Here is a 26,656-nt window from a genome sequence, read left to right as displayed (position 1 = left end):
CGTGAGATGGCAGCACCCGGATCGCGGCAGGTGCGGATGTCAGCGGCGGCCAGGGCCCGGCGTGCGATAGTTGCGCGCGTGACGTTTCCGCTCGAAGCGCTGTCCGTTGCGGTTACGGCCCGTGCCGAGACTTGGGCGCGACTTGAGATGCACTGGCACGCTCGCCCGATCCAACCGAACTACGGCAAGCCGGTCGTGAGCGTCGACTTTGAGTCTTCGGCGTGGCTCGCTCAGGTCACGATCTGGCTCAGCGGCGAGGCGGACTTGGACACGGTCCGCCTGGCTGACGACAGGATCGTCAACAAGCACTACGAACTTACCGGCCACGACGATCTCGAAGTAATGCTCGACGAGTTCGTCGGTCTGCTCATCGGCGACAGGATTCCCGGCGCAGCATTCGTCGCCCAGTGGCCGGGAACGACTGCCTGACCGTGCGCGCCCGATGCACGCTCATCGGAATGTGCGGACACCGTTCTGCTGCCGCCGCGAGGCGTCAACGCTGACGCCTTCGGGTCCGCCGAAGAGTTCGCCAGCCTGAAAGGGCTGGTCATGCCGCCGCCCGTGGGATCGGTATCTCGAATGACAGAACCGGGCCCGCTCCACGGAGCACACCCGCAACTCCAAATCGATCCACAGCGCACCTACAGGCACGGCGTTAGACGACCCGAGACGCCGGCCGGCACCAGCCGTCCTGCGAACAGCGCCCCCTGACCACTTCGCCACTCACTGGGAGGTCACGCCGCACCACTCAGTCTCCATCAATGCAGGTCAAGGTCCATCGTCTCCGTCCGGCATCGCTGAGCGCTTCGGGCGCGGAGACCTCTTCGCCAACCTGCACCCAAATTGCTCCCAGTTGCAAGGCCCGGCCACCCAACGGCTCCTTACCGCCTTGAACTGCGCACACTCCACTGCCAGGCAACATAGAGCGTCGTCGACCGCCGTGCAGAACCGCAGAGCACTCCGCGGGAAACAGGACGCCGCACCGACTCTGACCTGCGGCAACGTGAAACCGCAGGTAGGGGCGGGTGCAGTTGAGCGCCGTTCGATGCCGTTGGACGCAGTTCACGGCCGTTCAGGGCAGCCCGCTGCTCCCAACCTGCTCCCCCAAACTGGGCTCGCACCGGACCGCCGACCGATCGTGAGCTCTGGCCCAGTGCTTTGGTTGGCGCCAGCGCTGGCTCCCGCAGCCGCATCGGTCGATCGGGGAGCACGCTCACGATCGACGCGCCTTGTCGGGCAGAACTCAGTCGGGGGTGCCTTCGATCTTGTCGGTCAAGTCGAGGATGTCAGGGACGGCACCCAGAACGGTGACCTCGACCAGGGCGCCATCGCGGCCGAACCGGCGGCGGCACTCGTCGTAGGGGTAGTCGGCGATCGGCACCCAGGATCGGCGTCCTCGCAAGGGGTGGTTCTTCTGCGTCACCGCCCCAGAGTTGAGCCGGCAGAGTTCGATCCGTGGGCCGTATCGCTCGACGAGGGCGCGGGTGTCGACGTGCAGGACAGGAATCCGCTGTCTACAAGCAGGACGACGCCGGTGTAGGTGTCGCCGTAGCTGATATCCGCCGAGACGGGCGCCACCGAGATGACCGGGGCGGGTGCCGCTTCCGCTCGGTCGACTGACAGGTAAACGGTCGCGCAACCGCAATGGCATCCACCGTCAACGGTGGCATGACGGGCCGAAGCCTTGATGCTCTAGGCCCGCAGGACGGATGATAGCCCTTCGATTTGCCGAACCAGCCATGGCTCCGTTAGGGGGCGCTCGAGCCTTTGCTGGCTGCGACCTCTACCTGGAGACTCAGATGTCTTATCTGTTCGAGGAGTTCTTTGGGTGATTTGGTGAGGTCAAGGTGGCGGGCATGGAGATGAACCTTGGCGATTGGAATCTGGTGGGTGCGGTGTTCGGGTGGTCCATGCGCGTAGATGAGCGTCGCCTCTGGCAGTCCGGTGGCGGTGGCGTAGGCGAGCAGTTGGTATAGGTCATCGCTATGCCCGGAACCGGTGTTCCGCTTGTACTTGACGTCGCCGACGAAGGAGCACTTACCACTGGGCCAGTAGCTGAGGTCAGGCTTAACCCGGACGCGGCGCAGCGCATCCAATGCCAGGGATGGGCAGTTGCCGCCCGAGGGAAATTGGGTGTCGCTGGCATGGAGTGCGTCGCGCAGGGCGGCGCGGACGAATGTCTCGAACAGGGCGGCCATGTCTATGGTCAAACTGGGAGTTTCGGTCGATCCGGCGGCGAGATCGGGGCTCTGCATCCGCAGCAACATCCGGGCAAGTTCTACGGCGGGTCGGTAGTGAAGGTTCAGCCGGGTCCAGGACACAGCGGGTATTGCGGCAGGGCGATACGTCAAGGCGGTGACGTTCTGCAGGCTATCAACGAGTCGGTGCAGTGAGCGGCGGAGGGCGTTGCCTCGTAGGGGCAGGTTGCCGACTTTGAGCGCTGCCGCGAGTAGCAGCTGGTTCTCGGTGATGTCCTCGTCGTGCTCGTCGAATCGGACGGCCAGCGGGACGTCTAGGCCGGGGCGAGTGCGGAGCTGTTCAGCTAGGTTGATGCGACCGCGGACGGTGGGCAGGTCGGCATCGACTGCGTGGTAGCTGGCGAGCATGCCTCGTCGGAGTGCCCGGTCGCAGAGCGTGGTGAACAGGGCGGCGACGCCGGGGACTAGATCCGCAGCTGCGGCGAGGGTGGCGTCGTCCTCGCGCCAGGCGCTGGGGTCGGCGGCGTAGCCGAGAAGGAACAGCACCCGGGAGATCGGGATCTTCGGTTCGACCAGGATGGTGGTGTCTCCCACCAGGGCAGCGCCGACGGTGTTGCCCGGTGTGATGTCGTAGCGGTCGGTGGTGCCGGATGTGGGCTGAATAGTTGCCCGCAGCACACTACGCAGGGCGTCGCGCTCGGGTGGGGTCAGAGCCAGGGCGTGGCTGGTGCTCCACTCACGAAGCCGGAGCATCTTCATTGGGGGCGTTCACCTCCGCCTGCAACAGGTCCAGGTCGAACTCGGCGAGCCGGTGCTCCTGGCCGTAGAAGTGATCTTCGAGAGTGGGTAGCACCGAGTGTTCCCAGGCCCGGCGAATCCAGGTCTCGTCCAGATCGTCTCGGATGAAATGGCTGGGTCCGATGGCCACCGTCGGGTCGTTGAGCAGTTTGTTCGCGCGGTCGACGGCAGCCGCCAACCAGGTCAGGTGCGGGTGGTTGCGGGCCAGGTAGCTGGCGAGCACCTGGGATACTGGCGTCTGATCAGCCCGGAAAGGCACGAAGTAGAAGCGGCGGCGTAGGGCGGTGTCCAGTAGAGCGATAGATCGGTCGGCGCTGTTCATGGTCCCGATGATGTGCAGGTTGGCCGGTAGCCGGAAGTCGTCGTGGGAGTACAGCAGCCGTGCCGGTTGGTCCCGGTACTCAAGCAGGAAGTACAGCTCACCGAACACGCGAGCAATGTTGCCTCGGTTGAGTTCATCGATGATCAGTACGTAGTCGTGGGTGCGGTCGCGGTCCGCGGCGCGGGCCATCTCCACCAGCGGGCCGTCGACAAGGTGAAAGCCGGGTTGGTCTGGGCGGGGGCGCAGCCCTTCGACAAAATCCTCGTAAGCGTAGGACGGGTGAAACTGGACCAGTCGGACCCGGGCTAGGTTGCCGGTCAGCCAAGCGGCGAGCCTCCGTGCCACGAAGGTCTTACCGGTGCCCGGTGGCCCGTAGAAGATGACCTGCCCCTTGTCGCGCAGAAGTTGAACCACTTCATCCAAGAACGGTTCGTCCAGGTGCAGGTCGTGTGCGAGATCTGCCAGGTCGATGGGGTTGTGCTCTGCGGCGGCCATAGCTTGGCCGGCGGCGGTGGTTTCGCTTCCGCCGTCTGTTGCGTGCCCGCTCTCTTCGATGGTGCTTGACTCTGGCGGGGGCTGCGTCCCCTTGCCGCTGCGCCAAGCGGTCAAAGCTTCCTGCTCGCTGGTAGTCCAGTCGGCGCTTGGCGGATAGTTGACCAAGGCCCACACGAGGCCCTCCGCGTCGAGCCGGTCCCGCAGCGCCAGCCCGCCCCTGCGCGCGATATCGCTGACCTGATCCAGGAAGTTGAGGAAGACCTCGTAACGCTCTCCCTCACTTGCCGTTGGTTGCGGCTTGGCGAAGCCGGCGAGCCGGTAGGCGGTATCTACCGTCGCGGCCCGCCATTGCGGAAAGACCTTGGGGTCAATGGAGCCGAGCAGGAACGAGGCGACGCTTAACCGGACTCCAGTGCCGTGCGCGGCCGTGTCCGGGACGTGGGCGAGGAACCGGTCGATGGCCGCCGGACCTGGGTCCCGCCACAGGTCGCGCAGTGCTTGGGCGGCCTGTTCCGGCTCGTCCGTTACCCACTGCATGAATGCCTGGTGCGCTTGGCGGGCAACCAAGTTCGAGTCCTTGCTGAAAGCGGTGCGCAGCAGGTCGGGCCAGTCCTCTGAAGCATCTCGTAGGGCGGCTGCGGCCTGACCGGTGCGTTCAGCCGCAGCAATTTTTTGCGGGCGCTCCATTTCCTCGAGATCTACGTGTTGACGCAGCCGTGTCGCCCACCGCCTGAACGTCTCCCACGGTTGCGTTGGCTCGGACCACTGCCACACGTAAGGGCTTCGGTATAGGTTGACCCACGGGGCACCGTCCCAGGTGATGTTCGGCTCCAGACCCGCTACCAGGCGCGCCATGCGTACCGGCTCGGGTGCGTCCGCCGGCCCAGCCAACCCCGGCCACTGGTCGAGAATGTCAGCACGATGGCCGCGGCTAACCACCGGAGGGAACACGTCCGGGAACAGCAGGTGTTCCAACGCATGACGCTGGATGAGCGCACCTTGGTCATCGACCTGATCGAGAACGGCCACGAACCGCTCCGGGTCTGTCAGCGCGATCCGCCGCTCGCCGTCGGAACGCTCCTTGAGGGCAGCCACGGCCTCAATGAGGTACCCGAACTGACGCCAGCGCCGCGAATTGAATGCCTGTCCGGGCCGCACGAGCCCGGCGTCCAGGGCGGACGCGAGGTCACGCGGAAGCGGGGCAGTGTCTGCGGCAAACCCTAGGACCCGATGCACGATCTCCCGCTTGCGGTAACCGCTCACGGCGTCGGCCCGGGCGATGAGAAGGTGCACGAAGAGCAGCTCAGCCGCCAGCTGCACCGCCGTAGCCGCCGACTTGCCGATCTGTCCGTGCAGCTTGGTGAGGAAGTCGTCCTTGCCTTCATCCGGCTGCTCAACGAAATCCCGGATCAAGACTTGGGCGTCCGCCAGACTAGATCCGGCTCGGTCGGCGAACAGCGAACGATCGTCCAGCAGGCAGCGATCTCGCCAGCTCGCGGCGGCCGTGTAGATGGGCTGAGCCGACGGGTAGGAAACGCGGGTCGCTGACATGGACCCATCCGATCGGAAGATCGGCCTGGGAGCAAGCACCGATCGGCGACTTTGCGAGTTACGGTTTGTAGTAGAGCTCGTACCTGAATTGCGTTGCCTGAAGCGCATCGTCGTTAGGCATCCAAGGGTCGTCGAGCCAGAGGTCGCCGCCGTGAACAGTCCAGGTCCCGTCAGCCCGCAGGGTCAGCTCAAGGTTATGAACGACGGCCAGGACCGTGCGGATGCCGTCTTCACGGGCGGCACGTACTTCACCGGCGGTGACGAAGACCGGGCTTGGGCCGCCGAGGGTGCCTTTGACCTCGACCCGGAGCTTTGGAGCGTGCTCCGGGCCGACCTCGTAGTCGTACGGGTGGTATGCCGATGTGTTCCGGATGCTGCGGCGGCTGTGTCCCTGGTTGATGAGCCACTGGTGGACCAGGGACATGGCCGCAAGCTCGACTTTGCGGCGCAGCAGTGGATCGTCGAGTCGGCCTTGCCCCCTCGTACCGGTACCGCGGACGCCAAGCGTGTCGGTCACACCCCAGCCGTTCCTGCCGATGCGGTGCGCGGGCGAGCGCGGCTGCATGATCCGCCGGACCGGTCGGTAGGTCCAGCCGAGGATCCACCCGGAGTCGGGGGCGTTGGTGGTGTATTCCATGTCTAGGAAGTCGGCCTTGGAAACGCCGAGACCCTGGATGAGTCGCGCGGCATGCTCGTGGTCGTCGTAGCGGTCCTTGACCACGTCGAGGACCTCGACCTCCCACGTCAGCATCCCGGCACTGGGGCCACCACCGCTGACGAGAACGACCCGGGTGCCAATGTCGAGTTGCTGGAAGGGCCGCAGACGCCGCTGCCACATGTTCCATTCGACTTCACGTTCGCTTACGTCCGGTTCGCCGCCGACGTTCCATGGCTGATGCTTAAGCAGGATCGCCATCGAATCACTGCCTCGCCCGCGTCCACAGCGCTACGTCCAAAACCCGCAGCGCCGGATCGTCGGCGGGCAGGTCGTCTAGAAGGCCACGTATCTGCTCGTCGCGCATCAGCTGCTGATAGATCTGCCAGTCCCGGCGGTAGGAGTACGGCCTCGGCATACCCAAGTACTGGCGGACCAGCCCGTCACGCACCGGTAGCAGCCAGGGACGCTTGCGGGCGGCCAACTTCACTGGCGCCACCCACGGGCCCGACCGTACGGCCCGCAAGTCCACGAACAGCCGCCGCAGCGTCTCGTAAAACCTGCCCGCCACGTCAAGCACGCCATCGTCGGCATCCTCCAGGTAAACATCCGTCGGCACCGCCCGCAGGTCCACGACAAGCTGTTCATCAGCCAGGACGCGCCGCGCAGCGCAGGCCCCGATGTCGGCGTTGAGCAGCGTCACGGCGAACAGGTCAGCAGCCGTCACCTCGGTCGGCACATTCGGGCCGATTGCCAGAAAGGAGCCGCCGGCGAAGTTGCCATCCGGGTCGTAATAGGCAGCGACACGCGATGCTGCGTCACCGGTCAGAGCATCCAGCGTCGCCGCACGGGCTCGGGCGAACTCGTCCACGCCGGCACGTTAGCGGATTCGTGCCGTTCAGAGCATTCGTTCATACGCCCGCTTCCCTGCCTCCGTTCGGTTGGCCGGAAGCTCAGCGAAGCAACGCTCTTCGTTCTCGTCGCTGTCCTCGTTCGGGTCGCTCTCGTCCTCCGCGTTGCTGGAGGCGCCGGTCTCGGCGTCCTGCCCGGTCGACGGATCGATGTCGTCGTTGATCGTGTTTGCGTCGTCCTCGTCGAGCCCTGCGGTGCGTTCGTCACTCAGCAGATCGGTCGGCTGGAGCAGGTCGCCGGTGTAGCTCGTGCTGGCGGCGGCGATGGCCGGGAAGCCGCCGAGCGAGAAGTGGAACATCGCTGTGCCGAGCCGGGTCTTGGCGTCGTCGCTGTACCGCAGCCAGTCCTCGGGGTCGGTGTCGAGCCTAGGCGTGCTGGTAGCTGCCTTCGACTCGCCGATCGGCGAGTCCGTGCCGCCGGCAGCCGGCAGGGCGATGCTGGCGCGAGCGGCGGCGAGCTGCCGGATCCCGCTCAGCCACCGGTCCGCCAGGCGCGCGTCGGTCAAGATCTCGACCGGTCCCTGCGAGTTGCCCCGCGGCTCGTCGCTCAGCCGGCGCATCGTCCGTTCCGGGAGCTCAACGTTCCCGCCGCCGGCAACCGGCTTGAGCAGGGCGGCCGCGGGCAGGTTGGGGCTCCCGGTGAGGGTCCAGCACGCACCGTCGTAGTCGATGGCCTCGACGAGCTTGCCATGCCGGTACGACCGATGCCGGTCCTCCACCACCTCGAGGCTGATGCCGAGGTCCTCGATCAGCCGTGCTATCGCGTTAGGCTGCACGACCGTGCGGTGGTCGGACTGTACCGCGAGCGTGACACGTGCCGGGGCGAGGCGCACCACTAGCTCTTGAATCGCCTCGGCCCGCTCATCGTGAAACGGTGCATAGAGCCGTAGGTGCTCCACGGACGTATCCGGAAGCTGGTCGACGATGGGAGCGTCCAACGTGTCTACCAGCCGGTGGCCCGTATCGACCAACTCGCCGCCGCTCAGCGCATCGAGCGCGGCTGCGGTGCGGCCAATCGCGTCCGCAGCAGGCGGGCTGATCGTGCAGAGCTCCACGACTCTACGCAGCCACTCGGCCGCGTCGAAAATCAGCCGGAGACACCTCTCCCGATCCGCTGCGGCGATCGTCCAGGTCTCGGCGTTGAGGTGCCAGCCACCGACCGACAGGTTGCCCGAGCCGATCGCCACCAGCGCCCGTGCGGGCCCCACGATGACAGTGAGCTTGGGGTGGACGGCGCTCCCGGCCGGGGTAACGGCGAGCCCGTGTACATAGCGGGTACCCGCATTCCGAGCGGCACGGGGTCCGGGTTGGACACCCGCAGGTCACCGACGACCGCCACGCGAGCGCCGGTCGCCTGGGTGACGCCGAGCACCGCCCGCTCGAAGAAGCCGAGATCCGCATTGAACGTGCAGAAAAGCGCCTCACGGGCCTGCCGATCGGCCTGCTTCTCCTCCGCAAAGACGTGCAGTTGGAGGCCGTTCAGCGCACCCTGTTTCTCCCCACCTGCTCCCCCGACGCTGGGCTCCTGAGCGGGCTGCCGCAGCCAGTAGACAAGGGAGCAAAGCTTCTGGAGAGCAGTTGGTAGCCAGTTGACTGCTGACGTCCGTTCGGCGAGTCGCACGCGACGCATTCTTGACGCGAGCTCTAATCAGCGTGGATCTTCTCAAGCAGCGTCTCGACGGCGCCGGCGCGGGTCAGCCGCTTGGACAGCTCGAGGCGCAGCTCTTCGGCTTTGGCGAAGGCGGCCACAGAGTCGAGCAGCACTCGCTCGACCGAGCGAGCCCACGTCTCGGCGTCTCGGCCGGTGTCACCGACCATCGGCACGACCCAGGGCGCCGCCCGCTCCGCGCCGAGCAGATCGATTAGCAGCTCACCCAGACCGCTCTTCTCGCTGATCAGAACCGGCGTGCCCGCGACGATGGCTTCTAGCCCGACCAGCCCGAAGCCCTCGGCGCGGGACGGCATGAGAAACAGGCTCGATCGTTGAAGATCTTCGGTAAGCCGCTCGGCCTCGGGCGTGTACATGCGTGGAACGACGGTGAGGTTGGTGTTGCCTGCCCACTTAGTCAATTGGGCCTGCATCCTTCCGCCACTGCCCGCTGGTGTGCCGCGGACCACTAGTTCAATCGGGCGCAACCGCTGGTCGTGCCGCCAACTGGCGACCTGACCGCACGCCCGCGCGGCGATATCCAGGCCCTTGAGATGCGCGTCCTCCATCCGCCCGAGCGTAAGTACAGCCATCGGCGTGCCGGCCGGCACCTTACGCGGGCGGGGATCGAGCAGGTCGAAACCTGGATTGAACAGCAGCGGCTCGTGATCGTCGTGGCCGGTGAAATAGCCGAGGAAGCGACCGTGCAGCCGCGGCCCAACGGCGACCACCCGGTCGGCGCTTCGGCCCAGCTGAAGCTCGATTCGGGTGCGGATCTCTGCGGCTTCGGCGACATCGTCGTCCCGGTCGAGCTTGAGAAATTCGATCTCGTCCGGGGCCATGTGGATGAAGTGGAGCTTCGTCGATCGGGGGAAGTAGTCCTCGCCCTGTACCAGCGCGGCCGGACCGGTGACCCGGCCGTGCCCGATGACGAGGGTCGGCACAACACCGTCGGGCAGTTCCGGTCGCCGGAAGAGCCGGTGCTCATCAGGGGCGCCGGCAACCGGCTTACGGCGGAGCAAAGTCACTCCCGCCTCACCGGCCTCGGCCACTTCCCTGTCGGTGGCGTCGAGCACCATGCAGAACACCCGGACCTCTTGATCGGCGAGGCCCAGGCACAGCTGCCGGTTCAAGGTGCTTAGTCCGCCGTGCCGCGAGTCCCACTCGGTGGCGACTATTAGGGCGACGCCCCGGTCCGGCTTTTTCGCCGACAGGGCCGGTACCCGGCGGGTCAGTAGATAGCGGCCGAACTCTCTGGAGAAGAGCGTCACGCGGTCGGCGCCCTGCTCCACCACCCCCGTGGCGATTAGATTCTGCGCCTCCATCGAGTCCGACATGGGGTCAGCACCGCGGGCAATCTCGATCAGCGCGGTTCTGCCGCTGCCGTCCGAGTCCGCGTCGATGTCATACAGCAGGCGGTCGTAGTAATCGCCGAAGTCCGCACGCTGCAACTCGTAGGCGTCCGCCACGTCTACGGCGCCAGTTTCCAGATATCGGTCGACGATCCGAGCGCACAGCGCGGAAAGCAGATACGGATGGCGGCCGACCATGTCGGTAATCTCCGCGGCCACACCGGACAAGTCGACGACGGGACGAGCCCGGCCGATCAGTTCGGCGGCCTCCCCGGCGGTGAACATGCCGACGTAACACCGCGTGCCGAGCACCCCGTCGAGCCGGGACCCACCGGCGGCGTCGGTCTCGATGTCGATCACCGCGCGGCGGGAGACGGTGATAAGCCCGACCGGATACTCGGGCTCGCTCGCCAGGGATCGGAGCAGTTGGAAGGCGGAGAGGTCGGCCAGAACGAAAGGCGCGCGGTCGAACTCGTCGAGCACGAGAAGCACATACTGGTGGTGGCGGCCAACCTCCTTGAAGAGGGCGGTTACCGCGTTACTCAGGTCGTACCAATCGCGGGCAGCTCGCACCGAGTCGACGACCGCAGCGAGGTCGGGAAGATCGGTGAGCTGCTCAGCGATCGACCGGAAAAAATCGAAGGCGGAGCCGTGGATGACGACGTTGATCCGCGCCACGGTCAAATCGGTGCGCTCCATCAGCCGCAGCGCGTGCAGCATCAGGCTGGTCTTGCCGGTCCGGAGGTTTCCGATGATGCTCAAGTTGCCTGGCCGTCCCGGCTCCTCCCACACCTCAGTCACCCGGCGAACCAGGGCGGGCCGGTCCACGAAATCCAATCCGGCCGCGGGGCGGCTGGCGAAGCGGTAGGGGTTAACGGACATCGGTACCTCTTCCGAAGTTCCGCCGGAGCCATTTCTCGTAAAGACCGACCACGATGCGGTCCTCTCCTGAGTCGACGGCGGCGAGCAGGCGGCGCGCCTCAGCGGCGTCCGCGACAGGTTCCAGGCTGTCGAAGTCAGCGGCGGTCATCTTGGCCAGCATCGCATCGGCGACCAGCGCAACGTCGGCCTCGGTGACCAGGGAGGCGCGCTGGTCATTCATGTAGTCGACAAGTCCGGCGCAGAGCCGTTGAACGTAGTACGGGCTACCACCGCTTAGCCGCAGGATGTCGTCAACCGCCCGGCCGCGGTATCGCGTCTCGCCGTCCGCCGCCCGGATCGGCCGCTGGACCAACGCGCGGGCGTCCTCCTCAGCTAGGTAGGTCACCCGTTCCAGACCGAACACGCCGAACGTGTTTGGGTCGTCCTTGATCAGTTGCTCCAGCTCGGACTGGCCGACGAGCACCAGGTGGAAGAGTTGGCGCTCAACGATAGCCTTGAATGCTTGCAGGAAGGACGCAGGGATTAGCCTCATCCTAATCCACTGCTCTAGGTATTGAAACTCATCCATCATCACCACCCAGGGCGGGCGACGCGGCTGGTCCAAGAAAATGCGGCTGAAGTCCTGGACCGGGTCGGGGCTGGCGATCAGCGATTGCCGGTCGAAGCCCTCGGGGATGAGCCGTGGCCCGTCGGTGACGGCCTGGTCGGCTCCAGTCAGAATCCGCCACAGCAGCACGCCGAGCAGCTTGTCGGTGCTCTGCTGCGGGGTGAGTTCGCCGAGGTTGCCGACATCGACGACCGACAGGCCGTCGTCTTCCGCGAGGCAGCGGCGCAGCTGCACCCGGATCGAGGATTTCCCGGTGCGCTTCCGGCCAAAGATCGCGATGCCCGCGCCGGGTGAGGCGACCTCGCGCAGCCGTTGCCGAATACGGGTGATCAGGTCGTCCCGGCCGTAGAACATCTGTGGGTCGTCGACCGGGCGCCCCAGGGCACCTGCCGCGAAGGGGTTTGGCTTGATCCGCTCGAAGCTTCGACTAATCGGGATCGTCAGGCGCTCGGTGAGCAGCTCAGTACCATTCCCGTGGGTCAGCGCGACGTCGATCTCGGCGGTATCCTGGTCGTCGCGGGTGTCCAGCCGGACGAGGATCGTCTCCGAGGTACCGCCGCGCAGGGGAGAGGACAGCTCGATCCGACTCTCCGGCACGTGGAAGAGTGCCGGGTCGGCGGTGACGTCCACCATCGCCAGCTCCATCGGGGCGCGGTCGTCTGCGTTGCCGATCCGGATCTGCACGGTCGCGACGCCGTCCCGAAAGCTCACGATCGGCAGCGCGGCGGTGATCTCGGGTTTCGGTGGGTGGCCGGCGGCCAACTCTCGGCGCTTCTCGCGGGCCAGTTCCTCGATGCGCTCGGCGGCTGGGTAGGCGAGCTGGGCGCCGAGCGCGGTCGGCGCAGCGCGAACCTCGGCCCTAGCCGCGCCAGCGAGACGCTCAGCCTTGCGCAACGCCGCGTCCTTCTCGTCGAAGTGCCACTCGTTGAGCGCCGTGCGAAAAACAGCAATGGCCTCGGCGAGGTCGTCCAGGCTATCGGTGGCCGCAGTGTTCAGCCGGTAGTCCGAGAGCAAGTCCTCCGCCTCCCGGAGCGACTCCGGGTCGGCTTCGAGCCGGTCAAGGATGGTGAGCTGGTGGATGAGGCGCCGACGATCGCGGCGCCACCGCTCGATGACCCTCGCCCAATCGTCACTCGCGCCACGGCGGGTGCCAAGAAAGGCGCGGGCCTTGGTGGCGAGCTGCTTGTCGGCGCGGATCGTGTCGAGGATGAGCCGTGCCGCCGCCTCGCTCGTCGCAAGCAGTGGCACAATCTCCTCCAAGCCGGCGGTGCTCACCCCGCCTACCAGCGCCCGCAGGGCCGAGCCGACCAGGCCCATCCCTTTGTGCTGCTGAGGGACTCCCAGGTAGACGAGCACGGCGAACTTAACGTCCGTGTCTCTCGGCTCGCCAGCGCCGATCTCTCGCAGCGCGGCGAGGCACAGTTCGCGAGTGGACTCGTTACTTTGTCCACGCATGGCTAGGGCCAGCGCGATCAGCGCGTTGAATCGATGCCGCCGGGCTTGTTCCTCCCGCCCGGACTTGGCGTATCGCTCGGCCGCCCCGAACTGGGCCGCCGCCTCTGCCTTCCACCGCTCGGCATTGCTGGTTCGCCGAGCGCGATCAAGCAGCGTGTCGAGCCCGTCGTCAACGCCGAGCAGCAAGGGCTGATCGCCGCGTTCACCGAGCGTCCGCTCTACAAACGCCGTCAGCAGGGCCGGTCCGCCGGACGTGTCCGTCTCGGTGATCAAACGCCGATTCTCCCTGAGGGAGTGGCGCAGGCGGTCGGCCCGCACGCTGTTGACCATCGACAAATCCACATCAGGCCCGAGAGGTCCGTCGAGATCCAGCCGCTTCTGCACCCATCTCATGTCGGTGGCGAGGGCCTCGGCGTCGCCTCCGCGGCCGGCTTCGAGGAGATGCCAGATCAGGTGCTCACGGATGTACGGCACCGACGGCAGGAGCTCCCACCATGCGACGCCGTGAAAGGATTCCGAGACAGCTTCGAGGAAGCGCCGATTCAGGTGCCTCAGCGCCTCGGCGTCGAGGCGCCCACGAAGGTGGCTACGCACAACGTCGTTTAGGACAAGGTCGCCGTCGCCGTGCAAAGCAAGTAGACCCAAATCGGCCAGCCGCGTGGAGAGGCGGCGAGCCGCGAATTCGCCGAGATTGCCGGTCTTACGCCACAGAGTCGCGGCCATGGTGAATGGAGTGATGTCGTCCTCGGGAAAGATTGCCAGCTCGAGGAACCGCTTCTGGTCGTCGGCTCCGAGCAGATCTAGGCCAGCCTCGATGGTCTCGGCGATGGATTGGCTCCGCGCGACTGGGCTAGCGAAGTCCAAGCCCGCAGGGCCGTGTCGCTGAAGCCGCTCGAGAAGAAGTTCAACGGCCCGAGCGGCGTCGACTCCGGACGCGGTGCTCTGCAGCAACGCCCGGTTCAGCAGATGAAGAAGCAATGGCCAGCCACCGGTACGCGACATCAGCTGGCCGATCAGGTCGTCCGGCAGGTTCGGAAGATTGTTAGTGAGCAGCTGGCGCGCCTGGAGGATCGACAATCCATCGATTTGTACGATGGTGTAGTCCTCTCCGGCGACTGAGGCAACCCTCGTCGTCACCAACCGGGCCGAGCTGCCCGCCACAGGGAAGGCGGCCAGCTGGTCGTCGAACCACACGTCGTCGAGGACCAGCAGACGGCGGGGACTCTCGCTGAGCAACGCCGCAAGTTGCGCCGAAGCCTGCTCGAGATCGTTGGTGAACGGATACGCTCGGCCGGGAGCAATCCGCTGGGTCAGATCTTTTACCAGTTGCAGCAGAGCTGGGCCTCGGGCGTCCCTGCCAACGGTGATCCAATACACCCGTCCGTGGAACCGGCGAAGCAGCCGACGATCCGAGACCACCAGCCGGGCGATCGTCGTCTTGCCGAATCCGCCAGCGCCGTTTGCGACAACCGTCGCCGGGTAACGACGCACCAATGCGTCAACAATGAGTGCCACCTCTTCGGGCCGATCCACCAGCCCCTGACCCTGGCGCAGCTGCACAGGCAGGCGGTTGGCCAACCTGGCGTCGTACGTCCTCTGAGCCCGCCGTAGCAGCAGCGAAGTCGCGACCGTGGCTAGCGTAGAGCCGACCACCCACCACCACGGGATCGCCTGGAGAGAGATCGGCAGCCACGACGGCATACTCCCAGCAGCCAAGTTGATCGCCAGGGCAGCGGCCGCAGTGAAGAACATGGACAGGAGCAAATAGGCGATCCCTGCTTGATAACACCGCCGCCGCATGATCAGCTTTATCCTCTTTCAACGAAGGACCACCCATCAAACCGCATCGGCCGCCCTACGTCATCAGCCGATCGAGTGGATGGCGCGGCCGATAGCGCGGAATCGCTCGGACGAGGCAGAACGATGCCCGGACGTGCGCTCGCGCCCTTCCAATTCCGGGTAGCACCGACCAGGCACATAGACAAGTGAGCTGGGCATCGACGCGCAGCGTCTTCATCGGTTACTTCTGCCGAACAGCTTATTTTTATCAGCGCCACTGCCGCGCGTCAGTTGGTGATGGGTGTGGGTCAATGCTAGGGCGCAAACGACGGGTCCGATCAGACCGGGTCTCCGACTCATTCGCAAAGCACGCACCCCTCCCGCTCGGCCCAGGTCTCGCGGTCGAGATCACCTGGTTTGAGCAGGTTCTGGCCGAGCTCTACTCGCGCGGTGACCCGGAATGTCCACAGTGCCTCGGCGAATCGGTGGTACACGTCGTGGAACTCGCGGGTGGACAGCATGACGCCAGACCTAACTGCGTTGCGGATATCGATCAGCCTGCCAAAGGCCGCCTCGCCTGCCGTAACCAGGGCCGGGCTTGCTGACATGAGCAGGCGTTCCCGCACGCCGTACAGGCCGGACTCATGCACGGCGTACGACGCCGCAGTCTTTCGGTCGGCATCGCCGGGTTGAACGCGGGCGACGTCCCGCAGGGCAGCATGAGCAGCGTCGAGGGCCAGGGTGAAGTCGATGTACGTGTTGAGGCGGTCCGTCTCCCGATCCCGGCCGCGCTGAGCGCGATCGTTGCGTGCACCAGACAAAAGCGCGCCGCCCAGGGCGATGACCGCGCCTAGCGCGGTACTGGCGAACGGAATCCAGTTAGTGTCGGCCATGCCCGCATCATCGCCTACGAGCGACTTAGAGGGCGTTTCACATTTGGTTCGGGCGGGTGCGTTGAAGGTGCGCCGTTGTGGGCGGGTGGAGGGTGTTCCTCGAGTCAGGCGGTGCAGCATGGCGAGGTCGGACAGGTGGGCTGCGGGGGCTGGCGCCCGGCACCTGATCGATGACTTCGCTGGCGCCCGCGACATCCTCCTCGGCCCGGAGCCCGATAACGACCCGGTGCCGCTCCGATTTCTTCACCCCCGACGCGCTGGCCACACCCTGAATGAGCGTGGCAGCAAGCGCCCACTCGATCTGGAAACTCACCCCCATGCGGCCGATCGACCTCAGGCAGCGGTGTACTTGAAGCCAGGGTCCGATCGCTTGACGAATGCCTCGGCCTGCTCGCCGACGCCGACGCCGGCGGCGGGGCCGTCTGCCGTCATGCCTGTCACCTGCTGGGTCGCCGTGTAGAGGCGTCCAGCCTCCTCGGCGCTCGTCAACGAGGAGGCTTCGACAAGTAGGTTCGCCCGGTGGTCGCCCGCGGTGCGCATCTCGAACAGGCACGATGAGCCCTGCCGCGCCAGCGGCAGCTTCGGATCGGTACGAGTGACCCTCACCGATAGATCCGCCAGGGGCGCAAAGTTGGTGCGCCGGCACAGGTCGAGGTTGGTGGCGTCGTACACGGAGTCAACAGCGAGTGACGGGCTACTCGTGGCGGGAGCACCAACGATCGGCGACGTGGTGACGGCACGCGGCCTCGCTGATCCGCCGTCGTCACACCCTCCGGTAACCGCGAGCGTTATCAGAAGGCCGACAACCAGCGCCCGATTGCGGACCGAGCTTCCACGCCGTGGACCATACCGTCAGCTGCGCCAGGCAATTGCCCGTGCTGGTTGCCCTTATCGTCGAGGCATGCCCCGCGAGACCAATGAATCTGTCGCTCACTCCCGCGTCATCACCGCAGCGGCGGTTCTGCAGCAACTGGTCGATTTACGCGCCTACCCTCACCGGCATCTTGCGGTGGTCGCCTACGCCGCTGGCGGAGACAGCATCAGCCAGGCCCTCGCCGCCGCCGACTACCTCGGCCACACAGGATGGGAACTCGTCACCGTGACGCAGTTTGGGGGCGGCAGGACGCTGCAGGCGATTATGCGACGCAGGTGAGCCAGCAGGGCAAGGACAGCGCACCCGGCTCTTCGGCCGTCGCGAGCAGCCCGGCACCGAGTGCGGATCCACGACTTATTTGGGTGTTATCGCGGATTGTCTTCTTGGGCCAGCGCTGCCGCAGCCGGAATGCGGATCCTCGGCTTCAGAGATCATCGGGCCACCAGTGTGGGTCGAGGCTTTTGCCGTGGCCTCGAGGGCATCGCCCGTAACCGGTGCTGGAGACGTTCCAGCGGTGGTAGCAGTACGGGGCGTCGCACTGGCCGCAGAATCCGGCGTCGTCGTAGAAGCCCGCGGAGGTTACGGCGGCGTAGCGGTACGGCTGGGCAAAGGCGTCAGCGATTTGTTGTGCCTCTGCCAGGTCCACCGGTCGGCCGGAGCCGTTGCCCGCCACGGTCCCGGAAAACAGCAGCCACCATTGCTGGCCGCCGTGACGCTGTCGTGCGGCGGTGTAGGCGTCGCGCTGCGGCGGTGACCACCGCTGCCAGTCCCCAGGTTGGGAGGTGGGTGCGACGAGTTCGACGTGGGCTGCCGGTCGCCCACACACCGCGCACGGTGGTTCCGCGACGAGGGCCTGAAGCATGACTCTCATCCTCCCCTGTTCGGTTAGGCGACCACGCGCAGTCGTCGGACCGTATCGCCGGCACGGTCGGGCTGGGTGGTTTCCCATCGACGTTGCAGCGCGTCGACGACGGCGGCGATCATCGGCTCGGTGACGTGGCTGTAGATACCCCGCACACCGGGCAGGCGGTGACCGAGGCGGCGGGCTTGGGCGATCTCGGGGATGCCGTCCTCGATGAGCCACGTCTTGTGAGTGTGACGCAGGTCGTGGAAGTGCATGCCGGGCAGGACCGGTGGCATGCCCCGTCCTGGTTTGCCGACGACGGCAGGCGTCCAGGCGCGGCGGTTGAAGTTGGAGCACCGCTAATGGTGACCGCGGGCCCCGGGGAACACGATGTCGTGGGGTTGTTCGGCGAGGTGGACGGCGAGCAGGGTGGTCAGGAAGCGGGGCAGCCGGATGTGGCGCACGGAGTCGTTGGTCTTGGGTGGGCCGAGGAACAGCTTGCCTTCGACCTCGTGCAGGGCGCCGACGTCGGGGTGGACGTGGATGCTGCCGGTGGTGAGGTCGACGTTGTCGCGGGTGAGGCCGGTGAGTTCTCCCCACCGCATGCCGGTGTAGGCGGCGGTGAGGATGAGCAGCCCGTCGCTGCGGCGGGCTTGGCGGGCGACGATCGCGACGACCTGCTCGGCGGTGGCATGCGGTCGCTCAGCGCGGATGCCTTTCGGGATGCGGATTCCTCGGCAGGGGTTGAAGGGCAGACGTCGGTCTTCGACGGCTTCTTGAAGGACCATCGACAGGACCATGATCACGTCGGCGACCGATCGTGGTGACAGGTGTCTGCCGAGGGTGACGGCGAGGGTTTTGACGTGTTGGCGGCGGATGTCGACCAGGGGCAGCGGGCCGAGGGCGGGCAGGATGTGCAGCCGTAGGTGACTGCGGTAGGCGGCCCAGGTGGCGGGGCCCGCTTGGTGAGTTGTTTCCCAGATCGGGACCCAGTCGGCGAGGGGATGCGTCCGCCGCGGGGGTCGATGTAGGTGTCGCGGGCCGCTTCGACGTCGATCTCCTTGGCGCGGATGACGGCGTCGGCGCGCAGGTCGTGGGATGAGTCGGTGGTGACGGTGCCGTCGGGCATGCGCAGGCGGACGCGGTATCGGATGCCGCGTTTTTCTACCCAGGCCATGGTGTGCTCTCCCTCCGGTCGGTGTCGGGGATGGTGATTGACGCGTGGCTGTCGGGGTGGGGCAAGTCGCCGGTGGGGTGCCGGCGTCGTCGGGTACCGCGCCGACCGGTGGGGGGTTGTGCGGCGGCGGCGATGATGGCGGCGAGGTCGGCGGATGAGAAGCGCAGGTGTTTGCCGAGGAAGGTGCAAGGAATCTGGCGGCGGCCCGCGCGTCGGCGCAGCCATGACTCCGGGACGCGTAGTCGGGCGGCGGCCTCGGCTGGGGTGTAGAGCTGCGGGTCCTGCTCGTCGTGGCCGGCGGTGCTGCGGTCGAGGGTGGGGGCGGCCGGCGGTGGTCGGCGTCGGGCTCGGGGCAGGTTGGCAGGCATGGGTGGACTCCCGGACGTCGTAGTTTCTGGCGACTGGACACCGGTGGTGGCTCGTCGCGGACGGTGTGTGGATGCGCCCGCGACGAGCCACCGTGGGCTGGCAGTGGCTAGGTGTGCTGGCAGAGCAGCAGTCGCAGGGCGGTCGCCGCTTGGGCGGGGACGACGCCGTTGCCGAGGACCCGCAGTGCGGTGGTGCGGGGCAGCCCGAGGGCGGGGTCGGTGACCCAGTGCTCGGGCAGGCCCATGAGCCATTCCACGAACGGCGGCGCGAGGACGGGTTTGCCGTGCCGGCCGGTTTGCGTGGGTTCGGGTGCGGGGCGGCCGAGCAGCAGCTCCCAGCGGGCGACCGCAGGGGCGTAGCCGCCCCACCGCTGCTCGTCGGGCTGTCCGAGTGCGGCGATGGTGGTGCGCAGGTCCGCGCCGCCGTCGCCGTGGCGCCCAGGGCCGCGCCCGTCGGACGCGCGCGGGGTGGGCAGGATCCGGGCCGGGACCCGTACCGCCGCGGAGGGGAGGGTGAGGTCTCCGTGCGAGCCGCGCTGCCCTGGGCAGCCCTTTTCGCCGTCGGTGGCCCTCGGGGTGGGCAGCAGTACCTCAGACAGCGGGGGCCGGAAGCCGGCGCCCGCGCGTCGTCCGGGCGTGCCGGTGTCGCTCGCCCTGGGGGTGGGCAGTAGCCGTGCGCCGTCGGGGCGCGTGTGCCCGTGCTGACCGGTGCTAGCAAGGCGCTCTGCGGTGGTGGGTAGGAGGCCGTGGGTGGAGCCCGACGGTTCGATGAGGTCGGGCAGGCCGTGCTGGTGGCCGGGTCCTTTGCCGTCACGCGCGCATGGTGTCGGCAGCGTCCGCACCTCCACCGGGTCGTGGGGTGGGTGCGGCCAGCAGGAACAGCCGGTCGCGGCGGTGGGTGGCGCCGATGTCGGACGCGCGTAGGCATAGCCAGCGCGTGTCGTACCCGATCTTGGCCAGGTCGGCTTCGACGACGTCGAAGCCTCGCCGCAGGAGGGCGGCGACGTTCTCCACGAACACGAGCGGCGGTCGAAGGACGCGAACGGCGTCGGCGATCGAACTCCAGAGGCTGGAGTGCGTCCCGGTGATGCCGGCGCGCTTGCCGGCGTTGGAGATGTCCTGGCACGGGAACCCGGCGGTGAGGACGTCGACGGGCTCGACGCGGGTCCAGTCGACGGTGCGGATGTCTCCGAGGTTGGGCACAGCGGGCCAGTGTTGGGCGCAGACGGTGCGGGCGTGCCGGTCGGTTTCGGCGTACCAGGTGACATGGCCGCCGAGCACCAGCTCGACGGCCATGTCGAGGCCGCCGTAGCCGGTGCACAGCGATCCGATGCGGGGGGCGGTGGTGTGGGCAATGCTCACGTCACCTCCCCGCGCCCGGCCTCGCCTGTCACCGGCTCGCCGTGTGGGCAGGACCAGGGGCCGCAGCCAGGCGCTTGTGTGGGTTGCGGACGTGGACGCAGATGTACTTTGTCGAGTGGCACTCGCTGCCGCTGCAGGAAGAATTGGCCGCGCGATGGGTGTCCGTCCGCGGTGGCCCGGGCGGAGCCGTTGCGGATGGACCGGTCGAAGGCGACGGCGTCCGCCCACTCCCGCGGGCTGTGCTCGCGCAGGGTGAACCAGAAGCCGTCGTCGTGGAACGGGCACGTTATTGCGAGTTTCCGGTAACGATCGGCAGGCGGGCGAGCTGCAGCGCCCCGGCGAGCCCGGCATTGAGAATTGAGTGCCTGCCGTAGGAGCGGCACTCGTACTCTCTCTGGGTGAGCGAGAGCAATGACTACGTGAGGCTGCGAGAAACTTTCAACGAGGACGCTGAACGGTATGACCGTGCGCGGCCCCGGTACCCGGCACAGATGTTCGATGATCTCGCTGCGGCCGGCGTAGCGCCCGGTGCAAGGGTGTTGGAGATCGGCTGTGGCACCGGGCAGGCGACCGTGCCGCTGGCGGAACGGGGCTACCGGATCGTGGCCGTCGAGTTGGGCGCAGACATGGCTGCTGTGGCTCGGCGAAACCTTGCCGGCTCCGACTCGGTGGAGGTGGTGACGGCAGCGTTCGAGGAGTGGCCCTTGCCTGCGGAACCGTTCGACGTGGTGCTCTCCGCGACGGCGTTTCACTGGATCGATCCGGCCGTGCGGGTGTCGAAGTCTGCTGACGCCTTGCGTCTCGGTGGTCTGCTGGCCACCGTGGGAACCCGCCACATCGCCGGTGGCACCTGGACCGAGGCGTTCTTCGTTGAGATTCAGAAGCTTTACGAGCGCTTCGATCCGTCGACCCCACCGGGTCTGCGTCTTGAAGGTGCTCCAGACATTCCGGAGGACGATCGGGAGCTGACCTCGTCGGAGCGGTTCGGGCCTGCGAGCTTCTACCGATACGAGTGGGAGTTGCCGTACTCGACAGCGGACTACCTGGATCTGCTGTTGACCTACTCCGGCCACCGTGCCTTGCCGGACGCGCAGCGAAGCGCATTGCTGAACTCCATCGCGCGGCTCATCGACGTCAACTACGGGGGCCAAGTCGTCAAGCGCTACCTGACTGAGCTGAGGCTCGCCGAACGTGTCCGGTGAATCGCTTCTGTCGGTAGCGGTCGTCGGATTATTCAGCAGAGTGCACGTGCATTCGGCCGAGTCCTGGTTGAACGGCGACGAAGACGCCCCGTGCACTTCGCCTTGTTCGGCTGCGCGGGGCGCCCAAGTTTCTGTGGGTCGCGGTCTGGTCATGGAGACCCCTTCCGAAGGCTCGTAGCCCAGTCGGGGCCGCACCTCAGCCTTGATGGGTTTGATCTTGTATTCGGAGGTGCACTGTCGGCGGGCCATACCTCGCTCACCGTTCGGGCCGAGGGTGAACAGGGGCATGGAGGCGAACCGGTGGCGTGGGTCGAGCGCATCAGCTGGGATGTCACCGGCGCTGACGCGCACCACCTCGATTCCGGCCTGCTCGGCGATGCAGGTCAGGCGGTCCAGGTGCCGGTAGACCGCCGCCGGCTCCCAGGAGGTGTCGGCGAAGATCGCCGCTTCGAACCCGGGGATCGTGCCCTGGGCGGCGAGCAGCAGGAGCGTGCAGCTCTGCACGTCGGCGCCCAGGGACAGGTAGCGGTGAGTGGGTGGCCTCACGCGACCACCCCGGATCCGTCCTCAGGCGTGTGCGTCTTGGTGAAGATCAGAACGTCTTCGTGGGCGATGAGGTGCATCGGCACCCCGGACGTGCGGGCCTTGCGGACCTGTTGGAGTTGGAAGAACGACGGGCGGGCGACGAGCTGCCCGTGACGGACGGCGGCGAGGAGGGCGACGCACCGCTCGGTCGGCACGAGTCCGGCGCGCAGGCCGGCGGCGATGACGGCGCTGGGCAGGTCGACCAGTTCGCCGCGTTTGCGCCAGGGGCGGGCGGTGACCACGACGGCGCCGCCGGGTCGTAGCAGGGTGGCGCAGCCGCGCAGGATCTCAGCGAAGCCGTCGGTGAGGCCGGTCAGGTCGCGGTAGGCGAGGTTGCCCTTGTCTTCGCCGTCGTTGTACCGGTCGTCGTACTTGACGACCCCGTGTTCGCCGGGGCGGACGAGGCCGTGGACGGTGGGCCCGTACGGCGGTGAGGTGACCACGAGCGCCACCTGTCCGGTGAGGGCCTTCGGCACCAGCGACATCAGTCGGGTCGCGTCGCCGCGGATGACGGATGCGCGTCCGCTGGCGCCCTGGTCGTGGGCGTGGCGGATGTTGGCGTCGGCGATGTTCGACCATTGCGGCTCGTATTCGATGCCGAAGGCGTCGCGGCCGGCGTGGGCGGCCTCGACCAGGGTGGTGCCGATGCCGCACATCGGGTCCAGGACCAGATCGCCGGGCTGGGTGTAGGCGGCGATCGCGTGGGCGGCGATCGCGGGCAGCATCCGGGCGGGATGCTTGACCGATTCCGGCACGTACCGGCCGCGTCGCTGGACGGGGCCGGTCGACTGGGCGGTGGCCCAGACGGACAGGCCCTCAGGATTGGCGCGGTGGCGGCCTTCGTACTCGCGGTGCCGGCCCGGGTAGTCCTCGCCCACTGCGGAGCTGTTGGTGTCCGGCTCGCTCGCGCCGGAAGATCCTGCAGTGGTGTGCTCAGCCACGGCGCTCACCGCCGTCGCGGCCACGGCGCCGTCCCACCCTAGGCGCTGGAGTCGAGTGCGGGGTGAAGACCATCAGGTCGGCGTGCACCCGCAGGTGGGCGACCGACCACTGCTCGGGGTTAGCGTGGGCCAGGGTGAGCAGTTCCTCGCCCGGGCCGTGGTAGTAGATGAACTGGTCGCCGTCGGTGTCGGCCTCGACGGCGACGATGTGCTGCAGGTAGCCCAGTCCCGCCGCGGAGGCGGCGGCCACGAGCGGCCCGAAGTCCTCCGGCGTGGGCTGCGTGCCGGCGGGGACGCCGACGACGAGGACGAGGCAGCCGCCGGGGCGCAGCAGCCGCGCGCAGGCAGCGAGGAGCCAGGCGAGGCGGACCCGGGCGGTCGTGCCGGCCTCCTGCAGCGGCCAGGTAGCGACCGCCAGGCTGATAGCCGCGTCCAGCGGGCCGTCGTCGGGCGCCCGGACGACCGGGGCGTCGGCGCCGGGCAGGTCGGGGTCGGTGAGGTCGTCGCCGAACCAGTCGATCAGCGCGGGCGGGTCCTGCGCGTCACCGGCCTCCGGCTCGCCGGGCCCGATGAGCGGGCTGGTTGCGGTCGTGGGCGCCGGCGGGCCGGCGATGGCGGGTCCGATGACCAGGCTGGAGCTGTCGGTGAACCAGGCGCGGTGGTGCTGGCGACCGCCCTGGGCGCAGATCGGAGCCAGGACATGGTCGGTGGTGAGGTCGACCACCGCTTCCCCGGGCCGGCTGTAGGCGGCGACGAGGCGGTAGGCCAGACGGGTGGGCAGGCTGGTGCGCGGGTCGGCGTCGGTCCGGGCCGTGCGCCAGACCGTGATCGGTACCGGCGGGTCACCGGCGATCAGGTCGATGAGAGTGGAGTCGGCCGGCTCGCTGTGGTCGGCCTGCTGGTGTGGCGGCGGCGTGTGCTCGCTCATGTGCTGTCGGCTCCGCGCCGCGCCGTGAAGCGCTGACATCTCCAAACCGCGCTTTGTGAGCCTCGGCGAACACTTGCCGAACCCACAACCGCTCACAACGCCTGACCCGGCAGCGGCCTATTCCGATGTTCGTCGTCCTGTCTGGTGCGCGCGACGTAACGGCAGCCATCCGCAGGCGCCCTACCGCGACGGGACCGGCTTCGTCCCTACCCACTTCTGTCAGTGACGCTGGGTCACTGACAGCAGGCGCTGACGGTGCCGACGTCGGTCAAGAAGGACGCTTCGAGCGTCGAGGTGGACATGAGCGTTGACCGGCGCTGTGAGACATGGCCGAGCGTAGTGCTCCGGGCCGTTGTCATCGGCGCGGTGCCGCCTGTCACAGGGTGCGGGATGTCCAGCGGTGACAGCGCGCCCGCCACTGTCATGGGTACGTCGGCAGTCCGCGCGGGCCGTCCCCGACGAGCGGTGACAGTGGCGCTGTGAGCCAAGACGGTTGTCACAGCGGGACGGGCAAGTCTCCTGTGAGGTCGTCCGCGCCGTCTCGCGGGTTCCGACGTGAGCCTGTGCCACCAGCTCCGAACAGCGCGGTCACAGGCTCTGTCAGGGTGTCACAGGGCAGTTCAAGCGACCTTTGTCAGACTCTTAGCCAACGATCAGCGGCCATGGCGCGCCGTGCGGGCGGGCCACTGACAGAGGCGCGGGTCGAGGGCGACGAACAGCGCCCTGAGCGGCTCTGTCAGGACCTTGTGAGCCCTCTGTGGCGCAATCGATGCCACCGATCGCCGTGACAACGCCGGCGACGGCACTCGCATCCTTTCGGTGTCACAGGAGTGTTGACATGAGCGCGTCCGACGCTACGAACTGGCCGACTTCCGCCCTCGACGCGGCAGCGACCGCCTACGCCGCGCTGACCTGCGACCCGGCGCCGCTGGCTCTCGACTGCACGGCGTTCTTCTCCGACGCGCGTCTGCCGCAGCCGGTGATGCCGCTGCCCGCGCTGCGGGACTGGCTGTTGCGACACCCCCGCGCCTACACGGCGCGTGACGAGGTGTGGCGGGAGCTGATCCGACGCGCCCGGCTCGACGGGCCGCACTGGGTCGTCGCCGCGGTCGGCATGGCGATGCCGGCGCTGCAGCAATACGCGGCGCACTTGTGTGAGGGCTACACCGGTGACCCTGCGGATATCGACGCCGAGATCCTGACCGGTTTCCTGACCGCGCTCCGCGATCGGGCGGACCTGACCAAACCCGCGCCGTACGCGAGCCTGTGCAAGGCGGCGTGGCGAGCCGGGCGGGACCTGCGGCTGCAGCAGCATGAGTACCTGCCGGTGCAGAACATCGAGCACCTCGTTTCCGGCTCCCGCACCCCGCCGGCGCCGTACGGGCATCCGGACCTCCTGGTCCGCCGCGCGGTGACCCTCGGGATCCTCGACCCCGAGGACGAGCAGCCCTACATCGACGTGCGGCTCGGTCGACGGGCGATCGAGCCCATCGCCGCAAGGAATGGCGTCAGCGTCGACGCCCTGCGCATGCGGCTGTCCCGCATCGACAGCCGCGTCGCCGAGGCCCTCGCGGACGGGCTGCTGACCGGGATCGCGTCGCCGGAGACCACGGCGCGACTGCGGCAACAGGCCGAGCAGCGCGGCGGTCGTCGCGCAGGACGTGCCGCGGCCGCCCGCCGCGAAGCCGCCCGCCAGCACGCTGCGGCAGCAGCCGCCTGACAACCAACCGGCACGGCTGTGGCCCGACATACCACGTCGGGCCACAGCCGTTTCCGCGTGCCGAGCGCCCGTCCCAGCAGAGCTGTTCCGGAGGCAGCGCGCTGCACTGGCAGAAGAGAACCGACGCAGAATTGCCAGCCGACCTGCCCCGCCGGCACGTTTTGCGGCGCAGGCGCCGCTTAGCCGTCCCCCTCCGCTCCGACGATCAGAACCTCTCCGCCATCGTCCTAAGTGCCCTGGAACGGGCGAACCGATGCGGCCTTGTCAAGAACTGTGAGCCCCAGCGGCACTCACACCGCTCGAACACAGCCCGTTCCGATCCGGCTGTGAGTCCTCGCCCGCAGGCAACGCCGTCGACAGTGAAAGGCCCTGACCTGCCCTGTGAGCCCTGCCTGGACCGGGTGAGCGCGGCAAGTGTTCGCCAGGGCTCACAAATCCTGGTTTGGGGGTGCGGGACTTTCAGCGAGCCATACCGCTCGCCGGTCCCGCCCGCCGCCGGGCGACACGAGCAGCCGCGATCCGCGCGCCTCGGGTGCCGCGCCAATTGATGCGCTGACACCACATTGATGACCGCAACCCACCCCTGAGGGAGGACGAGCTCCCCCCGGGGCTCACGCGGTTCGTGGCGCTGCTCGCCTGCGCCCGGCGGCGGTCCCATCGGACCGCTTCGAGCAATTGCCGCCCCCGGTCACACGTCTTTGTGGCCGGAGCGGCGGGAGGTGAACGCAATGTCCCGCACCCCACAGCACACACTCCGATTCCCGCGACTCGTTCGTCTCGCACTCCGTGCGGCCGTACCGCTGGTCGGCGTCGGCCTGTCACTCGCCGTCCCGGCCGCCGCGTACGCCGATCCGGGCGGCGCCGTCTACCTGGCGGCGAACTCCCTGCCGGTGGTGATCGCCAACCTGCAGGCCTGGGTCATGGGCATCCTGGCCGCCATCGCGACCCTCTTCCTCGTCCTGTCCGGCGTGTACTGGGCCACCGCCGGTGGTGACCCGTCGCAGGTCGAGAAAGCCAAGCTCGCCCTGCGCAACGCGTTGGTCGGCTATGGCCTGGCCGTTCTGGCCCCGATCTTGCTGCAGGTCGTCCAGGGCATCGTCGGGGGTTGA

The 26,656-nt window shown here is 67.6% G+C and carries 23 protein-coding genes and 1 pseudogene; 6 read left to right on the top strand and 18 right to left on the bottom strand.

Annotated elements, in window-relative coordinates; all coding sequences use genetic code 11:
- Positions 1-78 precede the first annotated feature (78 nt).
- Positions 79-429 carry a hypothetical protein gene (locus ABZ794_RS00990; RefSeq protein ID WP_357513625.1) on the top strand — a complete coding sequence of 117 codons (351 nt, stop codon included), beginning with the start codon at positions 79-81 and terminating at the stop codon, positions 427-429.
- A gap of 814 nt (positions 430-1,243) precedes the next feature.
- Here ABZ794_RS00990 and ABZ794_RS00985 read toward each other — a convergent pair.
- From ABZ794_RS00985 to ABZ794_RS00940, 10 genes are all read right to left on the bottom strand, one after another.
- Entirely contained in the window at positions 1,244-1,381 is a 138-nt protein-coding gene (locus ABZ794_RS00985) for a hypothetical protein (RefSeq protein ID WP_357513623.1), read from the bottom strand.
- Between the two features lie 367 nt (positions 1,382-1,748).
- Positions 1,749-2,957, bottom strand: a complete 1,209-nt coding sequence (locus tag ABZ794_RS00980; RefSeq protein ID WP_357513622.1) for a hypothetical protein — start codon at positions 2,955-2,957, stop codon at positions 1,749-1,751.
- Positions 2,935-5,364: an AAA family ATPase gene (locus ABZ794_RS00975; protein WP_357513620.1), complete on the bottom strand. Its 2,430-nt coding sequence runs from the start codon at positions 5,362-5,364 to the stop codon at positions 2,935-2,937. The genes ABZ794_RS00980 and ABZ794_RS00975 overlap by 23 nt, the downstream gene beginning before the upstream one ends.
- Positions 5,365-5,422: 58 nt before the next feature.
- A complete protein-coding gene (locus ABZ794_RS00970; protein ID WP_357513618.1) occupies positions 5,423-6,280 on the bottom strand; it encodes a DUF3883 domain-containing protein in 858 nt (285 codons plus the stop codon).
- 4 nt (positions 6,281-6,284) lie between these two features.
- The gene (locus ABZ794_RS00965; RefSeq protein WP_357513616.1) at positions 6,285-6,890 is read right to left on the bottom strand and encodes a DUF6308 family protein; all 606 of its coding nucleotides are present in this window, start codon (positions 6,888-6,890) and stop codon (positions 6,285-6,287) included.
- 27 nt (positions 6,891-6,917) lie between these two features.
- Positions 6,918-8,117: a hypothetical protein gene (locus tag ABZ794_RS00960; protein ID WP_357513614.1), complete on the bottom strand. Its 1,200-nt coding sequence runs from the start codon at positions 8,115-8,117 to the stop codon at positions 6,918-6,920.
- Positions 8,118-8,574: 457 nt separating this feature from the next.
- On the bottom strand, positions 8,575-10,812 hold the full coding sequence (locus ABZ794_RS00955) for a glycosyltransferase (RefSeq protein WP_357513612.1): 2,238 nt from the start codon (positions 10,810-10,812) through the stop codon (positions 8,575-8,577).
- Positions 10,802-14,626, bottom strand: a complete 3,825-nt coding sequence (locus ABZ794_RS00950; RefSeq protein WP_357513610.1) for an NB-ARC domain-containing protein — start codon at positions 14,624-14,626, stop codon at positions 10,802-10,804. Before ABZ794_RS00950 ends, ABZ794_RS00955 begins: the two co-directional genes overlap by 11 nt.
- A gap of 383 nt (positions 14,627-15,009) precedes the next feature.
- The gene (locus ABZ794_RS00945; RefSeq protein ID WP_357513608.1) at positions 15,010-15,546 is read right to left on the bottom strand and encodes a hypothetical protein; all 537 of its coding nucleotides are present in this window, start codon (positions 15,544-15,546) and stop codon (positions 15,010-15,012) included.
- Between the two features lie 333 nt (positions 15,547-15,879).
- Positions 15,880-16,218: a hypothetical protein gene (locus ABZ794_RS00940; protein WP_357513606.1), complete on the bottom strand. Its 339-nt coding sequence runs from the start codon at positions 16,216-16,218 to the stop codon at positions 15,880-15,882.
- Between the two features lie 229 nt (positions 16,219-16,447).
- Here ABZ794_RS00940 and ABZ794_RS00935 point away from each other — a divergent pair, with 229 nt between their 5' ends.
- Complete coding sequence (locus ABZ794_RS00935) at positions 16,448-16,699, top strand: transcriptional regulator (RefSeq protein ID WP_357513604.1); 252 nt, start codon at positions 16,448-16,450, stop codon at positions 16,697-16,699.
- A gap of 145 nt (positions 16,700-16,844) precedes the next feature.
- Here ABZ794_RS00935 and ABZ794_RS00930 read toward each other — a convergent pair whose 3' ends face one another.
- Positions 16,845-17,282 carry a hypothetical protein gene (locus ABZ794_RS00930; protein WP_357513602.1) on the bottom strand — a complete coding sequence of 146 codons (438 nt, stop codon included), beginning with the start codon at positions 17,280-17,282 and terminating at the stop codon, positions 16,845-16,847.
- A 23-nt stretch (positions 17,283-17,305) separates the two neighbouring features.
- Positions 17,306-17,560, bottom strand: a complete 255-nt coding sequence (locus ABZ794_RS00925; protein ID WP_357513600.1) for a tyrosine-type recombinase/integrase — start codon at positions 17,558-17,560, stop codon at positions 17,306-17,308.
- Between the two features lie 66 nt (positions 17,561-17,626).
- On the opposite strand from ABZ794_RS00925, the gene ABZ794_RS00920 reads away from it, so the two are divergent.
- Positions 17,627-18,091 (top strand): hypothetical protein, encoded by a 465-nt coding sequence (locus tag ABZ794_RS00920; protein WP_357513598.1) that lies wholly within the window; start codon positions 17,627-17,629, stop codon positions 18,089-18,091.
- A gap of 87 nt (positions 18,092-18,178) precedes the next feature.
- Here ABZ794_RS00920 and ABZ794_RS00915 read toward each other — a convergent pair.
- The 4 genes and pseudogenes from ABZ794_RS00915 to ABZ794_RS00900 form a co-directional block, all read right to left on the bottom strand.
- Positions 18,179-18,247: pseudogene (locus ABZ794_RS00915) on the bottom strand (hypothetical protein); the annotation flags it as partial.
- Positions 18,248-18,428: 181 nt separating this feature from the next.
- Positions 18,429-18,809 (bottom strand): helix-turn-helix domain-containing protein, encoded by a 381-nt coding sequence (locus ABZ794_RS00910; protein WP_357513596.1) that lies wholly within the window; start codon positions 18,807-18,809, stop codon positions 18,429-18,431.
- 107 nt (positions 18,810-18,916) lie between these two features.
- On the bottom strand, positions 18,917-19,657 hold the full coding sequence (locus ABZ794_RS00905) for a hypothetical protein (protein WP_357513594.1): 741 nt from the start codon (positions 19,655-19,657) through the stop codon (positions 18,917-18,919).
- Positions 19,620-20,171 carry a DNA cytosine methyltransferase gene (locus tag ABZ794_RS00900; RefSeq protein ID WP_357513593.1) on the bottom strand — a complete coding sequence of 184 codons (552 nt, stop codon included), beginning with the start codon at positions 20,169-20,171 and terminating at the stop codon, positions 19,620-19,622. Before ABZ794_RS00900 ends, ABZ794_RS00905 begins: the two co-directional genes overlap by 38 nt.
- Positions 20,172-20,569: 398 nt before the next feature.
- Here ABZ794_RS00900 and ABZ794_RS00895 point away from each other — a divergent pair, with 398 nt between their 5' ends.
- Positions 20,570-21,373: a class I SAM-dependent methyltransferase gene (locus ABZ794_RS00895; protein ID WP_357513591.1), complete on the top strand. Its 804-nt coding sequence runs from the start codon at positions 20,570-20,572 to the stop codon at positions 21,371-21,373.
- A gap of 542 nt (positions 21,374-21,915) precedes the next feature.
- Here the strand turns inward: ABZ794_RS00895 and ABZ794_RS00890 are convergent.
- Positions 21,916-22,899 (bottom strand): DNA methyltransferase, encoded by a 984-nt coding sequence (locus ABZ794_RS00890; protein WP_357513589.1) that lies wholly within the window; start codon positions 22,897-22,899, stop codon positions 21,916-21,918.
- On the bottom strand, positions 22,892-23,827 hold the full coding sequence (locus ABZ794_RS00885) for a hypothetical protein (RefSeq protein WP_357513587.1): 936 nt from the start codon (positions 23,825-23,827) through the stop codon (positions 22,892-22,894). The genes ABZ794_RS00890 and ABZ794_RS00885 overlap by 8 nt, the downstream gene beginning before the upstream one ends.
- Before the next feature lie 838 nt (positions 23,828-24,665).
- On the opposite strand from ABZ794_RS00885, the gene ABZ794_RS00880 reads away from it, so the two are divergent.
- Together ABZ794_RS00880 and ABZ794_RS00875 are read left to right on the top strand one after the other, a co-directional pair.
- Positions 24,666-25,547 carry a hypothetical protein gene (locus ABZ794_RS00880; protein ID WP_357513585.1) on the top strand — a complete coding sequence of 294 codons (882 nt, stop codon included), beginning with the start codon at positions 24,666-24,668 and terminating at the stop codon, positions 25,545-25,547.
- Between the two features lie 728 nt (positions 25,548-26,275).
- Positions 26,276-26,656, top strand: a complete 381-nt coding sequence (locus tag ABZ794_RS00875) for a pilin (protein WP_357513583.1) — start codon at positions 26,276-26,278, stop codon at positions 26,654-26,656.

It is taken from the genome of Micromonospora sp. NPDC047187 (genome assembly GCF_040643355.1).
Lineage (GTDB): Bacteria > Actinomycetota > Actinomycetes > Mycobacteriales > Micromonosporaceae > Micromonospora > Micromonospora salmantinae.
This window is presented reverse-complemented; position numbering and strand designations above follow the sequence as displayed.

Excerpts from the sequence above, each read along its gene's own strand:
- ABZ794_RS00955 (WP_357513612.1), bottom strand. The coding sequence starts at position 10,812 with ATGTCCGTTAACCCCTACCGCTTCGCCAGCCGCCCCGCGGCCGGATTG.
- ABZ794_RS00925 (WP_357513600.1), bottom strand. The coding sequence starts at position 17,560 with ATGCCACCGGTCCTGCCCGGCATGCACTTCCACGACCTGCGTCACACT.
- ABZ794_RS00950 (WP_357513610.1), bottom strand. The coding sequence starts at position 14,626 with ATGTTCTTCACTGCGGCCGCTGCCCTGGCGATCAACTTGGCTGCTGGG.
- ABZ794_RS00930 (WP_357513602.1), bottom strand. The coding sequence starts at position 17,282 with ATGCTTCAGGCCCTCGTCGCGGAACCACCGTGCGCGGTGTGTGGGCGA.
- ABZ794_RS00975 (WP_357513620.1), bottom strand. The coding sequence starts at position 5,364 with ATGTCAGCGACCCGCGTTTCCTACCCGTCGGCTCAGCCCATCTACACG.
- ABZ794_RS00885 (WP_357513587.1), bottom strand. The coding sequence starts at position 23,827 with ATGAGCGAGCACACGCCGCCGCCACACCAGCAGGCCGACCACAGCGAG.
- ABZ794_RS00880 (WP_357513585.1), top strand. The coding sequence starts at position 24,666 with ATGAGCGCGTCCGACGCTACGAACTGGCCGACTTCCGCCCTCGACGCG.
- ABZ794_RS00945 (WP_357513608.1), bottom strand. The coding sequence starts at position 15,546 with ATGGCCGACACTAACTGGATTCCGTTCGCCAGTACCGCGCTAGGCGCG.
- ABZ794_RS00920 (WP_357513598.1), top strand. The coding sequence starts at position 17,627 with ATGGTGACCGCGGGCCCCGGGGAACACGATGTCGTGGGGTTGTTCGGC.
- ABZ794_RS00875 (WP_357513583.1), top strand. The coding sequence starts at position 26,276 with ATGTCCCGCACCCCACAGCACACACTCCGATTCCCGCGACTCGTTCGT.
- ABZ794_RS00935 (WP_357513604.1), top strand. The coding sequence starts at position 16,448 with ATGCCCCGCGAGACCAATGAATCTGTCGCTCACTCCCGCGTCATCACC.
- ABZ794_RS00980 (WP_357513622.1), bottom strand. The coding sequence starts at position 2,957 with ATGAAGATGCTCCGGCTTCGTGAGTGGAGCACCAGCCACGCCCTGGCT.
- ABZ794_RS00910 (WP_357513596.1), bottom strand. The coding sequence starts at position 18,809 with ATGCCTGCCAACCTGCCCCGAGCCCGACGCCGACCACCGCCGGCCGCC.
- ABZ794_RS00970 (WP_357513618.1), bottom strand. The coding sequence starts at position 6,280 with ATGGCGATCCTGCTTAAGCATCAGCCATGGAACGTCGGCGGCGAACCG.